We start from the raw sequence: 16,575 nt of genomic DNA, 5'->3' as shown, positions 1-16,575 counted from the left end.
CGGAAGGAGCCCGTATGGAGAAAGAAGAGCTCGCCGGCATCTACCGTGCCTACATCGCCTGTCTGAACCGGCAGGATTGGCCGGCGCTCGGGCAGTTCGTGCATGATGAGGTCGCCCGCAATGCGCGGCCGCTCGGGCTGTCCGGCTACCGCGCGATGCTGGAGCAGGATTTTCGGGAGATACCCGACCTGCAATTCCACATCGAGATGCTCATCATCGATCCACCCCGCATCGCGGCACGACTGAAGTTCGATTGCACGCCGGTCGGGACGTTCCTTGGGCTTGCCGTCAACGGAAGGCGCGTGTCGTTTTGCGAGAACGTGTTCTACGAATTTGGCAACGACAAGATCCGGCGGGTCTGGTCAGTGATCGACAAGACCGCGATCGAGGCGCAGCTCTGAACTTGCGCCTCGATGTCGAACCTACGCCGCCGCCGGCGCCACCTCGCCTTGCGGCTTCGCGAACGGCCTGAAATTCATCGCCATCAGGAAGGCGCCTAGGCCCATCGCCCAGGAAGCAATGTAGAGCCAGGCGTAGCTGGAGAAGGCGTCGTAGATCAGGCCACCGGCGAGCGGGCCCGTCGCCATGCCGAGGCTGCCGGCCATCGCGGTGCCGCCGATCACCGTGCCCATCATCCGCAGCGGAAAGTTTTCGCGGATCAGCACCGCGTAGAGCGGCATGGTGCCGGCATAGATGAAGCCGAACACGGCGCCGACGGCGTAGAAGGTCGCGAGCTGATGGGCGAAGACGTAGGCGAGCGCGCCGAACGCCTGGAGCAGAAGCCCCGAGACCAGCACGCGCTTGGCCCCGAAGCGGTCGCCCATCAGGCCGAAGGCGATGCGCCCGCCGAGACCGGCAAAACCCTCGATGCTGTAGATCGTCACTGCCGCGACCAGCGGGATGCCGCAGCTCACGGCATAGCTGACGGTGTGGATGATCGGACCGGAATGGGTGGCGCAGCAGAAGAAGTTGGTCGCGAGCAAGATGAGGAATTGCGGCGAGCGTAGCGCCTCGCCCATCGACATCTCGCTCTGCGCGGCCCGCTCGCCCGTTGGTGCGACCACGACCTGCGCTAGCGCCGGCGGGCGGCGCACCAGGAACGAGACCGGAATCATGATGGCGCCGACGACGAGCGCGATGATCTGCATCGAGGTGCGCCAGTCATGGTTCGAGACGAGCCAGGCCGCGAGCGGCGCCATCGTCATCGGCGCCACGCCCATGCCGGCCGACACCAGCGACACGGCAAGGCTGCGATGGGTATCGAACCAGCCGGTCACGGTCGCCATCATCGGTGCGAAGATCGCCGCGCAGGAGGCGCCGACCAGAAGGCCGAACACGAACTGGAACACGATCAGGGAGGTCGCATGGCTCGCCGCGAACAGGCTGAGCGCCAGCACCGTCGATCCCGTCAGCACCACCGGCAGCGGCCCGAACCTGTCGGACAGCGTGCCCCAGACCATGCTGGTGAAGGCCATGGCCAAAAAGCCGATCGTCATCGCGCTGGAAATGCCGGTCACGGACCAGCCGGTGTCCTTGGCGATCGGCTGCAGGAACACCGGCAGCGAAAACATGCCGCCGATCGCGACGCAGCCGAGCAGTCCGCCGGCGGCGACGACCACCCAGCGATAGTTGGAGGAAGTCATTTCGGTCTCCCGTCAGGTCTGTCTGGGTGGAAGACGAACGGGAACAGCGCCGGCCGACAATGGAACGTCATTCTTGCCGCACGCTTTTGTGACCAACACAAAGTCGAAAAACAAGCCCATGCGCAGTAGCCGGCCGCTGTCGAATCAATGACTTACGAGGCAGATGATTTGCGACAACCGGTGACGCGATTTGACTCGTCGGGCAAAACACCGGCACCATACCATCATCCCGCTCTTCCAGATCCCGCCTACCCCCGCGATCGTGACGTCGCGATCCAGGGCTCGCCGCGCGATAGCGGCGAGGTCCGCGGCCGTATTCGCTCTTCATCGCGGCACGCTCTCGCCATCCCATATCGCCAACTCCAGGGACGCATCCATGCCCAAGATCGACATCGCTGCCGTGCCAACGCGAAAGGGCTCCGGTTATCCGGCGCCCTTCAATGCGCCTTGCGCTGATCGCATCCGCCAGCGACTCGGCGACGCCGGGGGCCTGAGGGATTTCGGGGTCAATCTGATGCGCCTGCCACCGGGCGGCTGGTCGAGCCAGCGGCACTGGCATTCGCACGAGGACGAGCTCGTCTATGTGCTCGAAGGCGAAGTCACGCTGATCGAGGACCACGCGGAAACCGTGCTGCGAGCGGGCGACTGCGCCGCCTTCCCGAAGGCCAGCGGCAACGGCCATCACATGGTCAACCGGTCGGATGCAACGGCCGTCTATCTCGAGATCGGCTCGCGCTCACCCGATGACCTCATCACCTGCTCCGATGTCGACATGATGAGCCCGGCATCCGACGGCCGATTCCTGCACAAGGACGGCACGCCCTATCCGGCGTGACGTCTCACAGCGCCGCACCACGGCGCCACGTGCTGACGGTGAGCCAGACCGCCGAGACCAGGAAGTACAGCGCGCCGACCGCAGCGTAGCCCGCGACGTTCGCGATCGACGGGATTGCGGGCATCGCGGCCTGAACGATGAAGAAGCCGCCTGCCAGCGCCGACTGGCCTCCGCTGAGCACCATCGCCCATTGGGCGCCGTAGCTCTTCCAGCGCCGGACCGCCGTGCCGAGCTGAAGCAATCCGGAAAGGATCGCCCACGCGCCGAAGATCCCGAGCACCCAGTTCATGCTCACCCGCAAGGCCAGGATGACCGCGATGGTGGTCGCGAGGCTGACCAGCACGTTCAGGGCCTGGGTGCGGTTTTGGTTCAATCCGCCGCTGCAGAACGCGTCGAGATAATTGGCTGCGGCGTCCCATGCCGGATAGGCGACGAGCAACGTTCCCGCGATTGCCGCAGACGACGGCGCGACGGCAAAGGCGGCAATGACCCAGGCAACGGAAAACGCACCGCGAAGGAAATAGTATTGCTTCAGCCATTGCGCACGGTCGGACGTATCCGAAGCCATCCCAAGATCTCTCATTTTCTCTTCCTTACCTACTAGTTGGTAGATTTCTTGCGAAACGAAATCGCCTCGCCGTTCAGATCGATTGCAGCAGTGTCGATTGCGTCAGTGCCTGGGGGAAAGCCGATCCAGCAGCGGCCGGGCGATGATCCCGAACATTTTCGGATCGCCATAGGCCCGCGCCGACAGCATCGCGCCGTGAACGGTGGCCATGAATCCTTCGGCCTCGACCCGAGCCGTGCCGGAGAGCTGGAGCCGCCCCTGCCGCTTGCCGCGCTCCATCACCGATGTCAGCCACGACGCCAGCGAGCGGAAGTGAGCCCGGACCTCGAGCGCGACCTCCTCTGGCAGGATCGGAAGCTCGCTGGCGAGCAGCGCGCAAACGCAGAACGGAGCCGTCGCGTCCTTGATGCACGCTTCCCAATACGCGACATAGCTCTTGAGCTGCTCGCCGGGGTCCGGGACGTTGCGCTCCATGGCCGCCAGCCCCGCCTGGGCTTCCTCGCGATATCGCGACACGAGGGTGCGGACCAGATCGACCTTGCTGGCGAAATGGTGGTGGATGCTCGGTTTGCGGATGCCGACGATCTCGGCCACATCGGCGTAACTGAAGCCGTTGTAGCCGCCTGCAATGATCAGCGTACGGGCGCAGTCCAGAATGTCGTCGGCGGTCGAGGAAATCTTGGTCATTGTGGGTTAGCTACCTTCCAGTTGGTAGGCCGTCAAGATCGGCGTGCTTCAACCCTCCGTGAGTGGTAGGAGCCGTGCATGACCATCCGCCCCATCGTCCGTTACCCCGATCGCCGGCTCGCGATGCCGGCACGCCCGGTCACCGTGTTCGACGACGGTTTGCGTGAGCTCGCGCAGGACCTGCTCGACACCATGCGCGCCGCGCCCGGCATCGGCATCACCGCGCCGCATATCGGCGTGCCCTTGCGCGTCGTCGTGCTCGAGCTCGACGCCAAGGGTGGCCCCCTCACCTACGTCAATCCGGTCATTGAATGGACGTCACCCGAGATGATCCTGCACCGCGAAGGCAGCGTCTCGATGCCCGGCGTCAACGACGAGGTGCAGCGCCACGCCCGGGTGCGGATCAGCTACCACGATCTCGACGGCGAATTGCAGAGCGAGGAGTCGGACGGCCTGCGCGCCGTGTGCCATCAGCACGAGATCGACCAGCTCGACGGCATGTTCTGGATCCAGCGGCTGTCGCGGCTGAAGCGCGAGCGGCTGGTGAAGAAGTACGAGAAGATGTCGCGGGGCTAGAGGACTAGCGGACGCGCAATCCACCCGCCCCACCACGACGGGCAACAGTTGCTGGATGACGCCAGCGGCCTTTGCTTTCGTGCAGCCGCTGGCGAGACCTTCGCACCCTCGCTCAGATCATCCTGCGTTGCCGGGAACAGGCGTGTTGAGCAGCTGCTGCTCCCACAGGTACGCAATGCCGCTACCGCCGGCATGCTGCGTGATCACCTCTGTCAGCGCCACAGCTTGATCGGTCCGAGCCCAATCGCGCTGCCATTCGGCCGCCAGCGCCAGCCAGGTCATCATATTCGCCCCCGCCGCAATCATCCGCTGGATTGCGACCTCGTGGGCCTCCACTGACACGGCGCCAGAGGCATCGGTGATCACCGTTACATCCCAGCCTTCGCCGAGGGCCTGAATCGCCGGCATCGCAACGCAGATTTCGGTCCACAGGCCGGCGATGATGAGCTGCTTGCGGCCCGTGGCCTTGACGGCGTCCACCACCCTTCGGTCCTGCCAGGTGTTGATGAACGTCCGGTCGATCACGTCCTGGCCAGGAAAGACATCCGTGATCTGAGGGAACAGGAGACCACCCCGCTCAGCGATCACCGTGGTCAGGATCGTAGGGACACCGAAGGCCTTCGCGGCCTTGGCCAGACCTGTCGTATTGTTGATCACCATCTGCGGTTCGTGGCTGTTCACGTTCGCGAGCTGGTAAGGCTGGTGGTCGATCAGAACGAGCACCGAGTCTTCGGGACGAAGAAGCGAAGCAAGGCCGTTACGAAAGTTCATCGTTGCATCCTCTATTGCCGTTGTGAGCGGCACTTGTTTTTTAAAGACGTACGCCAGCAGCGACGTAGCCAACGCCGAGATTGGTGTTCCCGAGTGCGATGCGGTAGTGTCGCATTGCGGCACGCTGTGTCGCGAAATGAGGAACGCTTAATTGGATATCGAAGAGATACAGACGTTCGTCGAAGTCGCTGATACCGGGGGAATTTCATCCGCCGCGCTTCGGCTGGGCGTCGCCAAATCGATCGTCAGTCGTCGGCTCCTCCGGCTTGAAGAGGAACTTGGCGTCCAACTCCTTGCACGAACGACCCGCGGGGCTGCGCTCACGGAAGCCGGCGTTACCTTCCGCGATTATGCAGCCAGAGTCAGCGCTGAGATCGATGCAGCGAGGGAGGCGATCCTACCCGCTGGAGAGCTGCGAGGCCGCTTGCGGGTTGCAGTGCCGTTTTCCTTCGGCCCGACCCACTTCGCTCCCATCCTGTCGGAAATGGCCCGACGTCATCCCCAGCTCCAGATCCACACCTGCTACAGTGATCGCTTCGTCGATCTCGTCACGGAGGGTTACGATTGTGCGATACGGGTTGGTTATCTTCAGGACTCCAATTTGATCGCAAGACGCGTCGGCGCCGTCTATGGAAAGCTTGTCGCGAGCCCGGATTACATCAAGGCCCATGGGGCGCCTGAATCGCCGGAGGAACTCCTCGCCCACGAGGCCCTCATGCAGAGTACCGAAGCGTGGCAGCTCATGGATGGCGACAAGGTCGTCACGGTTCGTCCGCAGGGACGCTTCAAGGCCGACAACGGCACAGCTCTGGTCTTGGCCGCAACGGCAGGACTCGGAATCGCCTATCTTCCCGACAGCCTCACCCGCGAATATGTCGCCTCCGGAGCGCTTGTGCCGGTCATGACACGATATCCCCCGCCTCCGGCGGGTGCATATGTGATCCGCCCACCGGGTCAGCATCCCGCGCGGAAGATACGGGTCCTCACGGAATTGCTTATCGAGTATTGTGAGCCCGCTCGGCCCCCTGCGTGAACTCCCCCGCCGGCGTGGTCTTCAGATCTGGATCACGAAGGCGACGACTGACGGTCGTTGCCGGATCCAGCGGCTGTCGCGGCACACTGGGGTCCTAGCAGCGCTATTTCAGCGGCAAGAACAAATCCGCGACCGTTTCATGCTCGGGCACTTCCGGGAAGAAGCTCAGCCGCTGGCAATAGATCGGGAAGTCGCGGGCTTCCTCGCCGCTGGCCGGAAGCCAGTCGCGATAGAGGTAGAGCGCGGCGGGCTCCAGATTGTCGGTGTAGCCGACGATTCGCAGCACGGCGCAGCGTCCGCCAGGGATCTCGCCGGCCTTGATCTCTTCGCCATTCGCCTCGATCGGCTGGTCGGTGCCAACACAAAGGTCCGTGCTATAGTCAGCCGACGACGCAGGACGCCGCTCGGATCGCCAGACGTTGAAGGTCGGGCTTGTCCTGGGGTGCAGGCCGGCGGCTCTGCGCCAAGCGATGAACCGCTGGATGGTGGCGCCGAGCGTCGCCGGGTCGCCCCGATGCTCCATGATCGCCACCCGCGTGGCGGGCACCTCGCGTATCGTCACATCGTCACTGCTAAACGTCTTCATGAGCGTGTTCCTCGCATTGTCTAGAGGCCCGAAGGCCGCAAGCCACGGCTCCCAGTCGGGAGACTTCCGGAACGACGACGGCGATTGCCCGAACCGTTGCCGAAAGGCGCGGGCGAAGGCGTCTGGCGTATCGTAACCGGCATCCATCGCAATATCAGTGACGCTTTGCGCTTTACCGTAGGCCAGCTGATGCGAAGCGCGCTTCATGCGGGCCAACTGGACATAGCGATGCACTGACAACCCGAAGGTCGCGGTGAATTGCCGGTGGAAATGAAATTTCGAGAACGCGGCAACTGCGCTTAACCCGTCCAGGTCCAGATCATGGTCGAGATGCCGGTCGATATGATCCAGCACCCGTCGCATCCGGTCCTGATAGTTTTGCAACGCCGCCTTCATCTTCGCTCCTTCCGTGGCGGCTCCATCTAGTCGCAGACGGACGTGACGCGCTCGACCGATCTTGCGGTTTTGGCACACCGTCGTCGCCCGGCTCGACCGGGCGACCCAGTACGCCGCGGCCTCTCGGTTCAGCCACGATCGTCTCTGGAATACTGGATCGCCCGATTGAATCGGGCGATGACAGCGAGTGTGTGGCGCAGCCTACCCGCCCGCCATCAGCGCCTTCGCCAACGCCATATAAGCCGGCAGCGTCACGGGATCGTTGGCGGCGTTGCCCGCGACGGGGTGCGATGCGTAGCGCGCGATCACCATCTCGGCCTTGGGATCGACATAGATGCCCTGGCCGTAAACGCCGCGCGCCATGTAGGCGCCGTGGGCGTTGTGGCTGACCCACCATTGGTTGCGATAGGAGGCGCCGGGCAAGGTGGTGTAGCCGGCGGGCTTGAATTTTTCGGGATCGCCGCCGCGCGCGATGTCCTCGACCACGGATGATGGCACGATCTGGCGGCCGTTGAAGCGGCCGTGGTTGCGCATGGTCTCGCCGAAGCGGGCAAGATCGCGCAGTGTCGTGGAAAGACCGCCGCCGCCGCTTTCGGTGCCGATGCGGTCGACGTGATAATACGCGTCTTCCTCCGCACCCATCGGCTGCCAGATGCGCTCGGACAGAAAATCGGACAGCGTCATGCCGCCGGCGCGCCTGATGATCCAGGCCAGCACGTCGGTGTTGACGGTCTTGTACGCAAAGACCTTGCCGTGCTCGCCCTGCTTCTTCTGCGCCATGAGGAAATCGAAAATGGTGGTCGGGCCGTCATAACCAGGCTCGATCGGCGCCATGCCGTTTGCGCGCCGCAATCCCCACACGGCGGAATTCTTGTCGGTGTAGACCTCGGTGTATGCAAGCCCCGTGGTCATATCCATGACCTCGTGCACGCGCGCATCGCCAAACCCGCTGGCCTTCAGCTCCGGCACATAGTCGATGACAGGCGCCTGCGGATCGATCCAGCCATCGGCCACCAGAATGCCGGCAAGCACGCCGGTGAACGACTTCGTCACCGACATTCCGATATGCGGCTTGTGCGGTTTCAACGCGCCGAAATAGCGCTCATAGATCAGCTTGCCCCGATGCAGCACCGCGATGCCGTCCGCATAGGTCTCCTCCAGCATCTTTGCGAAGGTCATGGGGCGGCCGTCCATCGTGGTCGATGCGACCGCGCCGATGTCGTGGTCCTCGCGCGGCAGCGGCGAGGCCGGCCCTGCCCCGCGCCAGACGTTCACCGTCGGTACCAGCTGCCGGACATTGCTCCACGCCCAGCGCAGCTCGGGAAAGCTGCGGAACGAGCCGTTCTGGAAGGTGATGGTGCGATCCGGCGCCGGCGGAAAGCCCTTCATCCAGCCGACGGTCTCGGGGTCGGTCTCGGCGGCGGTTGCGGGCTGTTGGCTGGGGGCGATCGCAGTGGACATGCAAGCTGGCTCCGGAGAGGACGATGCGGATGTCGTATCACGGCCGAACGTGACGGACATCCGACGTTTGCGCCGGATCCCTGCGCGCCGATCAGATCGGCGGCAGCGCCAGCCGGCTCACCACCGCGCTGTCGCACTCCCCAGCACGGTCCGTCCCTGTGTGAACGCGCAGGTCCCACCATTGCAGATTGGAACGCGCTCATCCGACAGATTGCGCGCATTCAGGGCCAAGCGTATGCCGCGATAGTCGTAATGCACGCCCGCATCAAACGCCGTGACCGCGGGATTCCTGATCGTATTGACTTCGTCCGCCCACGTCTGCCCGATCCATCGCGCACCCGCACCGACGCCAAAGCCTGCAAGCAGGCCATTCTGCCAGGTGTAATCGAGGAAGATCGCCGCCTGCTGCAACGGCACACCGATCGGCCCCTTGCCGAGATCAAGGCCATTGCTGCGCGTCACGGTGGCATCGGTATAGCTGTAGGACGCGACACCTTTGAGACCCTCGGCCAGCGACAGCACGGCCTCGAGCTCGGCGCCGCGCGAACGAACCTGACCGGTCTGCACCGAAAAAGTCGGAAAGGCCGGATCGATGGTCAACACGTTGTCCTTGGTGAGGTTGAACCAGGTCGCGGTGAAGTAACTGTTCCAGCCTAGCGGCTGATACTTGATACCGGCTTCAAACGATTCACCCGTCGTTGGCGCGAATGGTGTGCCGCCGCGCTGGGGTGCCGTCGTGCCGGTCAGCGGCAGAAACGATGTCGCATAGTTCACATAAGGGGCAAGCCCCGACTCGAACAGATACAACAATCCGGCGCGGCCGGTGAACTTGCTCGGCTCGCTGTTGCTCGTCACACCCGTCAGGTCGTTGCGGTTCGAAAGTTCGGCAAAATCCTGCCGACCGCCGATGGTCAGCCGCCAGCCACCCCACGCCATCTGGTCTTGTGCGTAAAGCCCGACCTGGCCGAGCGTTTGGCTGTTGGTGCTCATGAGCCCCAGGGGCATCGTCGGCGCCGAACTGCCGTAAACCGGATTGGTCAGATCGAGCGACGGCGCCAGGCCGGCATAATAGTCCAGCGTCGTGCTTTGCCGGAAATAATCAACACCCGCGAGGACCGTATGCTTGATCGGACCGGTGGCCAGCTTGGCCTCGATCTGGTTGTCGACGTTGAACGTGTTCAGCCGCTCCCGGAAGGTCGCCGCGTAGCGGTTGAGCGTGCGGCCATCCGGCGACAGACTGAGCGCATCGACCATGTTGCCCTCGAACGACACATGTCCGAGCCGGACATGCTGCCGGAATGCCAATGCCTCATTGAAGCGATGCTCGAGCCTGTAACCGACCGAGGCCTGCCACTGCGTGAGCGCGTCGAATGCGGGGTCGCCGAGACGAATATTGGTGACCACGCCGGTCACCGGGTTGCGCAGGTAATACGGCCACATCGACGTCTTGCTGCGCTCGTACTCGGCCAGCACGGTCAGCGTCGTATCCTCGCTCAGCTTGGCGGTCACGCTCGGGGCGAAAAACACGCGGTCGTCCCACGTCCCGGGAATCTGCGTGCCGCTGTCGCGCACCAGCCCGGTGAAGCGATAGAGCAGCTTGTCGTTATCAAGGCTCGGTCCGCTGAAGTCGAAGCGCCCCTGGTAGCGATCGAAATTGCCGATATCGAGGCCAACCTCGTTGAGCCGCCTGTCGAGCGGCATCTTGCTCACATAGTTCACCATGCCACCGGCTTCATTGGCGCCGTACAGCACCGACGACGGACCGCGCATCACCTCGATGCGCTCGGCGCCATAGGGCTCGTTGCGGAAATAGGCGAACGAGCCGTTGCCCTGCCGCAAGCCGTCCCGATAATTGCCGTACTGGTTGGCCGCAAATCCCCGGATCAGAAACTGATCATAACGCGGGTCGAAGCCGTATGGCTGCGTCTGCACACCGGCAGTGTAGGCTAGCGCCTCGCCGACGGTTCGCGCTCCGGTGTCGCGGATCTGGTCCTGCGTCACGACCGAGACGGACTGCGGCGTCTCGATCAGCGGCGTATTCGTCTTAGTGCCGGTGGCGCTGCGCGTTGCGACGAAGCCCTGGACCGGACCGATCGCACTCTGAAGAGTCGTGGCCGACACCGGAGCTGCTGCAGCAATCTGCGCCTCCCTGCGCGGATTCGGGCGCCGCACCGATCGTCGCATCTCGCTTGCGGCACCGGGCCGCGCGGACTGCGCGCGGCGGGCTTGCTGCGGCTTTGGAGCATCGACCGTCACTGGTGGTAGCTGAGATTGAGCGTAACTCTTGCCGTCAAGTCCTGCATCCAACACGAACAAACTGCAGGTCGCGAGAAAACCATGCCTCACGGCATTCAAACTCAGCATTCCAATCCCCGGTAAGCAAAAAATCAGACGCGGACTTATGGGCACATGGAGACGAGGAAGCGAAATTGAATGGGTCTAAAGAATGTCGTCTCGTCGCGACTGTGGCGTTGTTGCGACTCCGATCCTGTATGCGCAGCTGCGACAATCTGGCATCGCGCCCCTGATGGATGGCGTGGCGAACGCTGCGTCAAACCGCCCCGCAGCGACGTTGAACAAACACCGGCTTCAGGCGTCTACCGTCCCACCCTGTCAACTCAGGCGCAGAACGGAAGGATCCCATGAAGGTTCGCAAGTTTGCCGTGGCGGATGCGTCGTTCGAACGCTCCCCCGGGCAGGACGGAGACATTTTTGCAGGCAATGTGATCGACCAACGCCACGGCGGCCCGATCACCATCGGATTCGGCCGTTATGCGCCGAACCAGAGCCTCGACGAACAGCTCGCTGTCGACGACGTCATGCTCGTGCTGGAGGGCAAGCTGTCGGTGTCGAGTGAAGCCGGCACCGTCACCGCCGGCCCCGGCGAGATCATCTACATGCCCAAGGGCGAGAAGGTCACCATCCGCTCGCACGAGCAAGGCGCCGTCACGGCCTACGTCACCTATCCACATTGGCAGGAGGCGCGCGAGTGAGACGTTTCGGGTTCGGCACAGCTCTCAAGCCCTCTTGCCGCTCCGCTTGGTCAGCGGTGCATTGCGCCGCTCCCGCTTGCCGCGCGCGATCTCGGTCGCCAGCGCGTCCAGCTTCGGCTCCCAGAAAGTCCTGAACCGACCGACCCACGCATCCACCGCCTGAAGTCCGGCGACGTCGACCGAGTAGAGGCGCCGTTGCGCTTCGGCCCGAACGGTCGCAAAGCCGCTCTCGCGCAGCACCTTCAGATGCTGCGACACGGCGGCTTGCGTGATGCCGAATTCGGCGCCGATCGCCTCCACGACCTCCCCGGAGGCCATCTCTCCCGGAGCGAGCAATTCGAGGATGCGTCGGCGCACGGGATCGGCGAGAACTTCGAAGACGTGCATCAGCTTCCCGTGCCGGGGTGCGCTATGTCAGGCGGCATCTCGCCGCGATAGAAGGCAATGGTCCGGTCCGAGCGCTGCTTCGCCGAGGCCGCATCCACCCCGCTCGCGACATGCGCTGCGCGCCAATACTCACCGCTCCCGGTCATGAATTCCTTGCCCTCGGGCGAGCCCATCCACGCCTCGGCCGTCTCGTGGTCGACCGATGCCCCTGTCGCAACGTATCGCTCGAGCCCGGCAATGGCGAGGTCCCAACCGATGCCGACCGCACCCGGACCGAACTGATTCCAATGATCCTCGATGATCGCGCTGTGCTCAAGCGTCAAGCGCGCCTGGCTCCGTTCTGCCGCCAGCGTGACGTCGATCCAGCTCACCGCGCCTGCAAATTCCCACGTCGCCGCAAAATGAGTTGGCGGCGCGCAGGCCGTGATGGTGCCGCCCGCGTTGCCCTTGAGCTGATACCTTCCGCCGAGCTGGAGATCTCCCTCCACCGGCAGAAACCAGCGCGGGATGCGTTCCCTGCTCGTCACCGCATCCCAGAGGTCGTCGACGCTGGTGTCGTAGAGCCGCGTCAAGGTGACCGCACTGGCGGCCTTCCCGTCCTTCTCGAAATTGCGCACCGAACGCGTGACAAGTCCCAACACCCTGGCAACGTCGATCTCCATCGCGGTCCTCCTTCTGGTTTCGGAGAGAAATATCGGCAGAGGCTTATATAAGTCAATACTTATATTATAGGATGCGACCCTCGCCGTGGCACGATGGGTTCCGCTGCACACTTTGAGCGCGCGAGCGCGCGCCGAACTTCGCGCGCTTCATCCTCGACCTCGCGGACTTCAACCGGGGTTGCTGCGCCCGCCGCCGGCAGACCGCCCTTGCGCTGGCGTTACCCCAGTACCGATGCTACGAGGCTGCACGCACAGGATGAATCACGGATGACTTCTCAAGGAAGTCCATTCTCAACGGAATCCAGGAATGAATGTAACTGTCTCGATTGTCGTCGTGGCCGCCGAGCTTCTCGTCAGCGCGCTAAGTGCCTTCATCTCGATTGCCGCGCTTGGCTTTGCAGGAGAGGCCACCCGATCCAAGGACCTGACGGCCTTCGGCTGGATCCTCGGGGCTCTCTACATCATCGTCGCCCTGACGCCCTCGTCGCAACCGCATGGGTGGCTTACAGACGGTTCGTTTCGGACAAGGCATTTCCGGCGCTCGAAGTCATCTCGTCGCCGTATCTGGTCCCGGTGGTGCTGTTGGTTGGCGCCGCGATTTTCAGCGTCGGGCTGCTGGCGTTCCAGAACGGCGCGGGGTTGGCGCCGCGATAATTTCGCGAGGGTGATGGGTTTCGCTGCGCTCTACCCATCCTACGGGCTCCGCATCATACCAATTCTCGGCAATGTTCTCATTGCTTGAAACAATGCTCGCGGTGCCACTTTAGAAAATGCGGATTAGGCCGATCCGACGGCCTTCTTGGCTCAAGTGCACGACCGGACTTGTTGATGATCGATCGGACTCCTTCCAGGTCGTTTGTCTGGCGCGAGATCAGTATTTCCAGATCATCGGCCAAGCTGATCAAACCACGGTCGAACATCCAATGTGCGGTACCGGACAGAGCGATCCCATTGCTCACGATGTCGGGCCCATGTGCCTCGACTGGCCGTATGTGAGCAGCCGCGACTTCCGCACGCCCCATTCCGTTAATGAGCTTCAGCCCCGTAATGGCGCAACGCTCATCATAGGCGCGGAGCACGATGCGGCGAAAAACGCGATCGCGCAAAATTCTCGACACTGTCAGGCTAACACGGTCACGCTGCTGCTCGAAGTGGAACGGTACCTGCTCCTCATTAAGATCGAGTGGCCGAACGTCATCATCGCGCCGCGGCAGCAGCGGCGCATTCTCGGCCAAACCAAGTTCGCATATTCTGTTGAAATCGTCGGGAGCGATCGGCCGGACTGCCGACTGGGCACGCCCTGAAACTCGTCCCTGCTCATTCAGGACGCCGCGCTCCACGGGACCAGTCGGTCCGTTGAAGGGCACCGGATTGGCAAAATCGAGATAACTTCCGGGCTCAATCAGAGCAAGATACATCCCTGAAGCACCGGAGTCGGGAATGATCTGTTGAACCCGAGCGATTGCAAAATAACCGCGTGTCTCGGCGACTTTGCTCGGCTCGTAGTAGATTATCCAATCACCGACGCAGGCTTCAACGCGGCGAAGATACTGACTGGGAAATTGATATTGTTCAGCAGGGCTGTCATCGTAGATCGAGTCCGATCGGTGGATGAATATCCCAAATCCCATGATTTAACCGGTGCCGCCTCTGCGAGGCGTTAGAGATCGAATGGGCAACTCCCCCTACTCCCACTCGATCGTCCCGGGCGGCTTGCTCGTCACGTCGTACACCACCCGGTTCACGCCCTTCACCTCGTTGATGATGCGCGTGGCGGTCTCGCCCAAAAACTTCATGTCGAACTGGTAGAAGTCCGCGGTCATGCCGTCGGTTGAGGTGACGGCGCGGAGGCCAACCACATAGTCATAGGTGCGGCCGTCGCCCATGACGCCCACCGTCTTCACCGGAAGCAGCACGGCAAAGGCCTGCCAGATTTCGTCGTAGAGGCCGTGCTTGCGGATCTGGTCGATGTAGACGGCATCGGCCTTGCGCAGGATGTCAAGCTTGTCGCGGGTGATGTCGCCGGGGCAGCGGATGGCGAGGCCCGGGCCCGGGAACGGGTGGCGGCCGACGAAGATTTCGGGCAGGCCGAGCTCGCGGCCGAGCTTGCGCACCTCGTCCTTGAACAGCTCGCGCAGCGGCTCGACGAGCTTCATGTTCATGCGCTCGGGGAGGCCGCCGACATTGTGGTGCGACTTGATGGTGACTGAAGGTCCGCCGGTGAAGGAGACGCTCTCGATCACATCGGGATAGAGCGTGCCCTGCGCCAGGAAGTCGGCGCCGCCGATCTTCTTGGCTTCCTGCTCGAACACCTCGATGAAGAGGCGGCCGATAGTCTTGCGCTTGGTTTCGGGATCGGTGACGCCTTCGAGCTCGCCCAAAAACTGCTTCGAGGCATCCACGTGCACGAGCGGGATGTTGTAGTGGTGGCGGAACAGGTCGACCACGGTCTTGGCTTCGTCGAGGCGGAGCAGGCCGTGATCGACGAAGACGCAGGTGAGCTGGTCGCCGATCGCTTCGTGGATCAGCACGGCCGCGACGGCGGAATCGACGCCTCCGGAGAGGCCGCAGATCACCTTGCCCTTGCCGACCTGCGCGCGGATCTTGGCGATCTCCTCCTCGCGGAAGGCGCGCATGGTCCAGTCGCCGGAAAGGCCTGCAATCTTGCGGACGAAGTTGCGGATGAGTTTTGCGCCGTCGGGCGTGTGCACCACTTCGGGGTGGAACATCAGGCCGTAATATTTGCGCGTCTCGTCCTGGATGATCGCGAACGGCGCGTTCGGCGAGGTGCCGGCGACGGAGAAGCCCGGCGGCATTTTCGTGATGCGGTCGCCATGGCTCATCCAGACCTGGTTCTTGCCGCCTGATGACCAGACGTCCTCGAACAGCTTGCTCGGCGCCTTCACCTCGACATCGGCGCGGCCGAATTCGCGGTGATGGCCGCCCTCGACCTCGCCGCCGAGCTGGGCCGCCATGGTCATCTGGCCGTAGCAGATGCCCATCACGGGCACGCCGGAATCGAAGATCGCTTGCGGGGCGCGGGGCGAGCCGGCCTCGTGGACCGACTCGGGACCGCCCGAGAGGATCACCGCCTTCGGCTTCATCTCATTGAAGGCGGCTTCGGCCTTGTTGAACGGGACGATCTCGCAATAGACGCCGTCCTCGCGCACGCGACGCGCGATCAGCTGCGTCACCTGGCTGCCGAAGTCGACGATGAGAATCTTGTCGTGCGCCGAGGCCACCGAGGGCGTCGACGCGGAGCGGTCGTTCTGTGCTGCTGTCATGGCCAGCAGATACGCGACGCGGCCTTTTCCCGCAACCGCGCGGGCCGCGCGCCCACATTCTTCTTTGGGCATGGACAAGGCAGATATAGGTAAGTATCATTGACCTAATTTGCCACGCTCTTCGAACAGGGGCCGATCAGGGAGAACGTCATGCCACAGCACCACCAGCCATCATCGCTTGCCGCGCTCGGCCGGACCTGGGTCGAGGCCTGGAACGCGCGCGATCTCGAACGCGTGCTCACGCTCTACGACGAGGCGGCCGTGATGACCTCGGACCGCATTCCGGCGCTGGGATTCGACGCCAGCGGCACCGTCCGCGGCAAGGACGCTTTGCGCGCCTATTGGGGGAAGGCGCTCGGGCTGGTGCCGGAGCTGCATTTTTCGCTGATCGAATTGTTCGTCAGCCCCGATAGCGTCGTGGTGTTCTACGCGAACGAGCGCGGGAAGAAGATCTGCGAATATCTGCGGGTGAATGATGCGGGGCTGATCGTGCAGGGCTCGGCGAACCATTTGCTGCATTGACGTTGCTCTCTTCCCGTCGTTGCGAGGAGCTCTTGCGACGAAGCAATCCAGGCTGTGGCCGCGGAGATATTCCTGGATTGCTTCGCTGCGCTCGCAATGACGGAGTATGGTGCGGATCGCGCGCACTGAGCGGCGCCAGCCCAGCCCGCAGCGCCGAATGGATCCAAGGAC

General features: G+C 63.2%; 18 protein-coding genes. 7 read left to right on the top strand and 11 right to left on the bottom strand.

From position 1 onward, the window contains the following. Positions 1-14: 14 nt before the first annotated feature. Positions 15-401 carry an ester cyclase gene (locus tag CV770_RS33515; protein WP_104465396.1) on the top strand — a complete coding sequence of 129 codons (387 nt, stop codon included), beginning with the start codon at positions 15-17 and terminating at the stop codon, positions 399-401. A gap of 21 nt (positions 402-422) precedes the next feature. Here the strand turns inward: CV770_RS33515 and CV770_RS33510 are convergent, their stop codons facing one another. Further along, positions 423-1,643 (bottom strand): MFS transporter, encoded by a 1,221-nt coding sequence (locus CV770_RS33510; RefSeq protein ID WP_104465395.1) that lies wholly within the window; start codon positions 1,641-1,643, stop codon positions 423-425. A 376-nt stretch (positions 1,644-2,019) separates the two neighbouring features. Between CV770_RS33510 and CV770_RS33505 the strand changes: the two genes are divergently transcribed. Continuing rightward, positions 2,020-2,478 carry a cupin domain-containing protein gene (locus CV770_RS33505; protein WP_104465394.1) on the top strand — a complete coding sequence of 153 codons (459 nt, stop codon included), beginning with the start codon at positions 2,020-2,022 and terminating at the stop codon, positions 2,476-2,478. A gap of 4 nt (positions 2,479-2,482) precedes the next feature. Here CV770_RS33505 and CV770_RS33500 read toward each other — a convergent pair whose 3' ends face one another. Both CV770_RS33500 and CV770_RS33495 read right to left on the bottom strand, forming a co-directional pair. Next, entirely contained in the window at positions 2,483-3,061 is a 579-nt protein-coding gene (locus CV770_RS33500; protein WP_245453928.1) for a DUF308 domain-containing protein, read from the bottom strand. Positions 3,062-3,148: 87 nt separating this feature from the next. Next, entirely contained in the window at positions 3,149-3,733 is a 585-nt protein-coding gene (locus tag CV770_RS33495) for a TetR/AcrR family transcriptional regulator (protein WP_104465392.1), read from the bottom strand. A gap of 78 nt (positions 3,734-3,811) precedes the next feature. Here CV770_RS33495 and CV770_RS33490 point away from each other — a divergent pair, with 78 nt between their 5' ends. Beyond that, positions 3,812-4,309: a peptide deformylase gene (locus tag CV770_RS33490; RefSeq protein ID WP_104465391.1), complete on the top strand. Its 498-nt coding sequence runs from the start codon at positions 3,812-3,814 to the stop codon at positions 4,307-4,309. Between the two features lie 117 nt (positions 4,310-4,426). On the opposite strand, the gene CV770_RS33485 is transcribed toward CV770_RS33490, so the two are convergent. Next, positions 4,427-5,080 carry a hydrolase gene (locus tag CV770_RS33485; protein WP_104465390.1) on the bottom strand — a complete coding sequence of 218 codons (654 nt, stop codon included), beginning with the start codon at positions 5,078-5,080 and terminating at the stop codon, positions 4,427-4,429. Between the two features lie 151 nt (positions 5,081-5,231). Between CV770_RS33485 and CV770_RS33480 the strand changes: the two genes are divergently transcribed. Beyond that, the gene (locus tag CV770_RS33480; RefSeq protein WP_104465389.1) at positions 5,232-6,113 is read left to right on the top strand and encodes a LysR family transcriptional regulator; all 882 of its coding nucleotides are present in this window, start codon (positions 5,232-5,234) and stop codon (positions 6,111-6,113) included. A 103-nt stretch (positions 6,114-6,216) separates the two neighbouring features. Here the strand turns inward: CV770_RS33480 and CV770_RS33475 are convergent, their stop codons facing one another. The 3 genes from CV770_RS33475 to CV770_RS33465 all read right to left on the bottom strand — a co-directional run bounded on the left by CV770_RS33475 (position 6,217) and on the right by CV770_RS33465 (position 10,965). Further along, on the bottom strand, positions 6,217-7,095 hold the full coding sequence (locus tag CV770_RS33475; RefSeq protein WP_104465388.1) for an AraC family transcriptional regulator: 879 nt from the start codon (positions 7,093-7,095) through the stop codon (positions 6,217-6,219). A gap of 201 nt (positions 7,096-7,296) precedes the next feature. After that, the gene (locus CV770_RS33470; RefSeq protein ID WP_104465387.1) at positions 7,297-8,556 is read right to left on the bottom strand and encodes a serine hydrolase domain-containing protein; all 1,260 of its coding nucleotides are present in this window, start codon (positions 8,554-8,556) and stop codon (positions 7,297-7,299) included. Between the two features lie 117 nt (positions 8,557-8,673). Beyond that, entirely contained in the window at positions 8,674-10,965 is a 2,292-nt protein-coding gene (locus tag CV770_RS33465) for a TonB-dependent siderophore receptor (protein WP_146101405.1), read from the bottom strand. Between the two features lie 233 nt (positions 10,966-11,198). Here CV770_RS33465 and CV770_RS33460 point away from each other — a divergent pair, with 233 nt between their 5' ends. Next, complete coding sequence (locus CV770_RS33460) at positions 11,199-11,549, top strand: EutQ-related cupin domain-containing protein (RefSeq protein WP_104465385.1); 351 nt, start codon at positions 11,199-11,201, stop codon at positions 11,547-11,549. Between the two features lie 24 nt (positions 11,550-11,573). On the opposite strand, the gene CV770_RS33455 is transcribed toward CV770_RS33460, so the two are convergent. Further along, complete coding sequence (locus tag CV770_RS33455) at positions 11,574-11,936, bottom strand: ArsR/SmtB family transcription factor (protein ID WP_104465384.1); 363 nt, start codon at positions 11,934-11,936, stop codon at positions 11,574-11,576. Next, positions 11,936-12,598, bottom strand: coding sequence for an SRPBCC family protein (locus CV770_RS33450; RefSeq protein WP_018317656.1), 663 nt, complete (start codon positions 12,596-12,598; stop codon positions 11,936-11,938). The genes CV770_RS33455 and CV770_RS33450 overlap by 1 nt, the downstream gene beginning before the upstream one ends. Before the next feature lie 498 nt (positions 12,599-13,096). Here CV770_RS33450 and CV770_RS43560 point away from each other — a divergent pair, with 498 nt between their 5' ends. Continuing rightward, positions 13,097-13,252: a hypothetical protein gene (locus tag CV770_RS43560; protein WP_245453927.1), complete on the top strand. Its 156-nt coding sequence runs from the start codon at positions 13,097-13,099 to the stop codon at positions 13,250-13,252. 77 nt (positions 13,253-13,329) lie between these two features. On the opposite strand, the gene CV770_RS33440 is transcribed toward CV770_RS43560, so the two are convergent. Next, complete coding sequence (locus CV770_RS33440; protein ID WP_104465383.1) at positions 13,330-14,229, bottom strand: HNH endonuclease; 900 nt, start codon at positions 14,227-14,229, stop codon at positions 13,330-13,332. A 54-nt stretch (positions 14,230-14,283) separates the two neighbouring features. Beyond that, the gene (gene guaA / locus CV770_RS33435; protein ID WP_104465405.1) at positions 14,284-15,882 is read right to left on the bottom strand and encodes a glutamine-hydrolyzing GMP synthase; all 1,599 of its coding nucleotides are present in this window, start codon (positions 15,880-15,882) and stop codon (positions 14,284-14,286) included. A gap of 150 nt (positions 15,883-16,032) precedes the next feature. On the opposite strand from guaA, the gene CV770_RS33430 reads away from it, so the two are divergent. After that, entirely contained in the window at positions 16,033-16,404 is a 372-nt protein-coding gene (locus CV770_RS33430; protein ID WP_104465382.1) for a nuclear transport factor 2 family protein, read from the top strand. Positions 16,405-16,575: the final 171 nt, after the last annotated feature.

This window comes from Bradyrhizobium sp. AC87j1 (assembly GCF_002936975.1).
In the GTDB taxonomy this organism is placed as follows: Bacteria; Pseudomonadota; Alphaproteobacteria; order Rhizobiales; family Xanthobacteraceae; genus Bradyrhizobium; species Bradyrhizobium shewense.
This window is presented reverse-complemented; position numbering and strand designations above follow the sequence as displayed.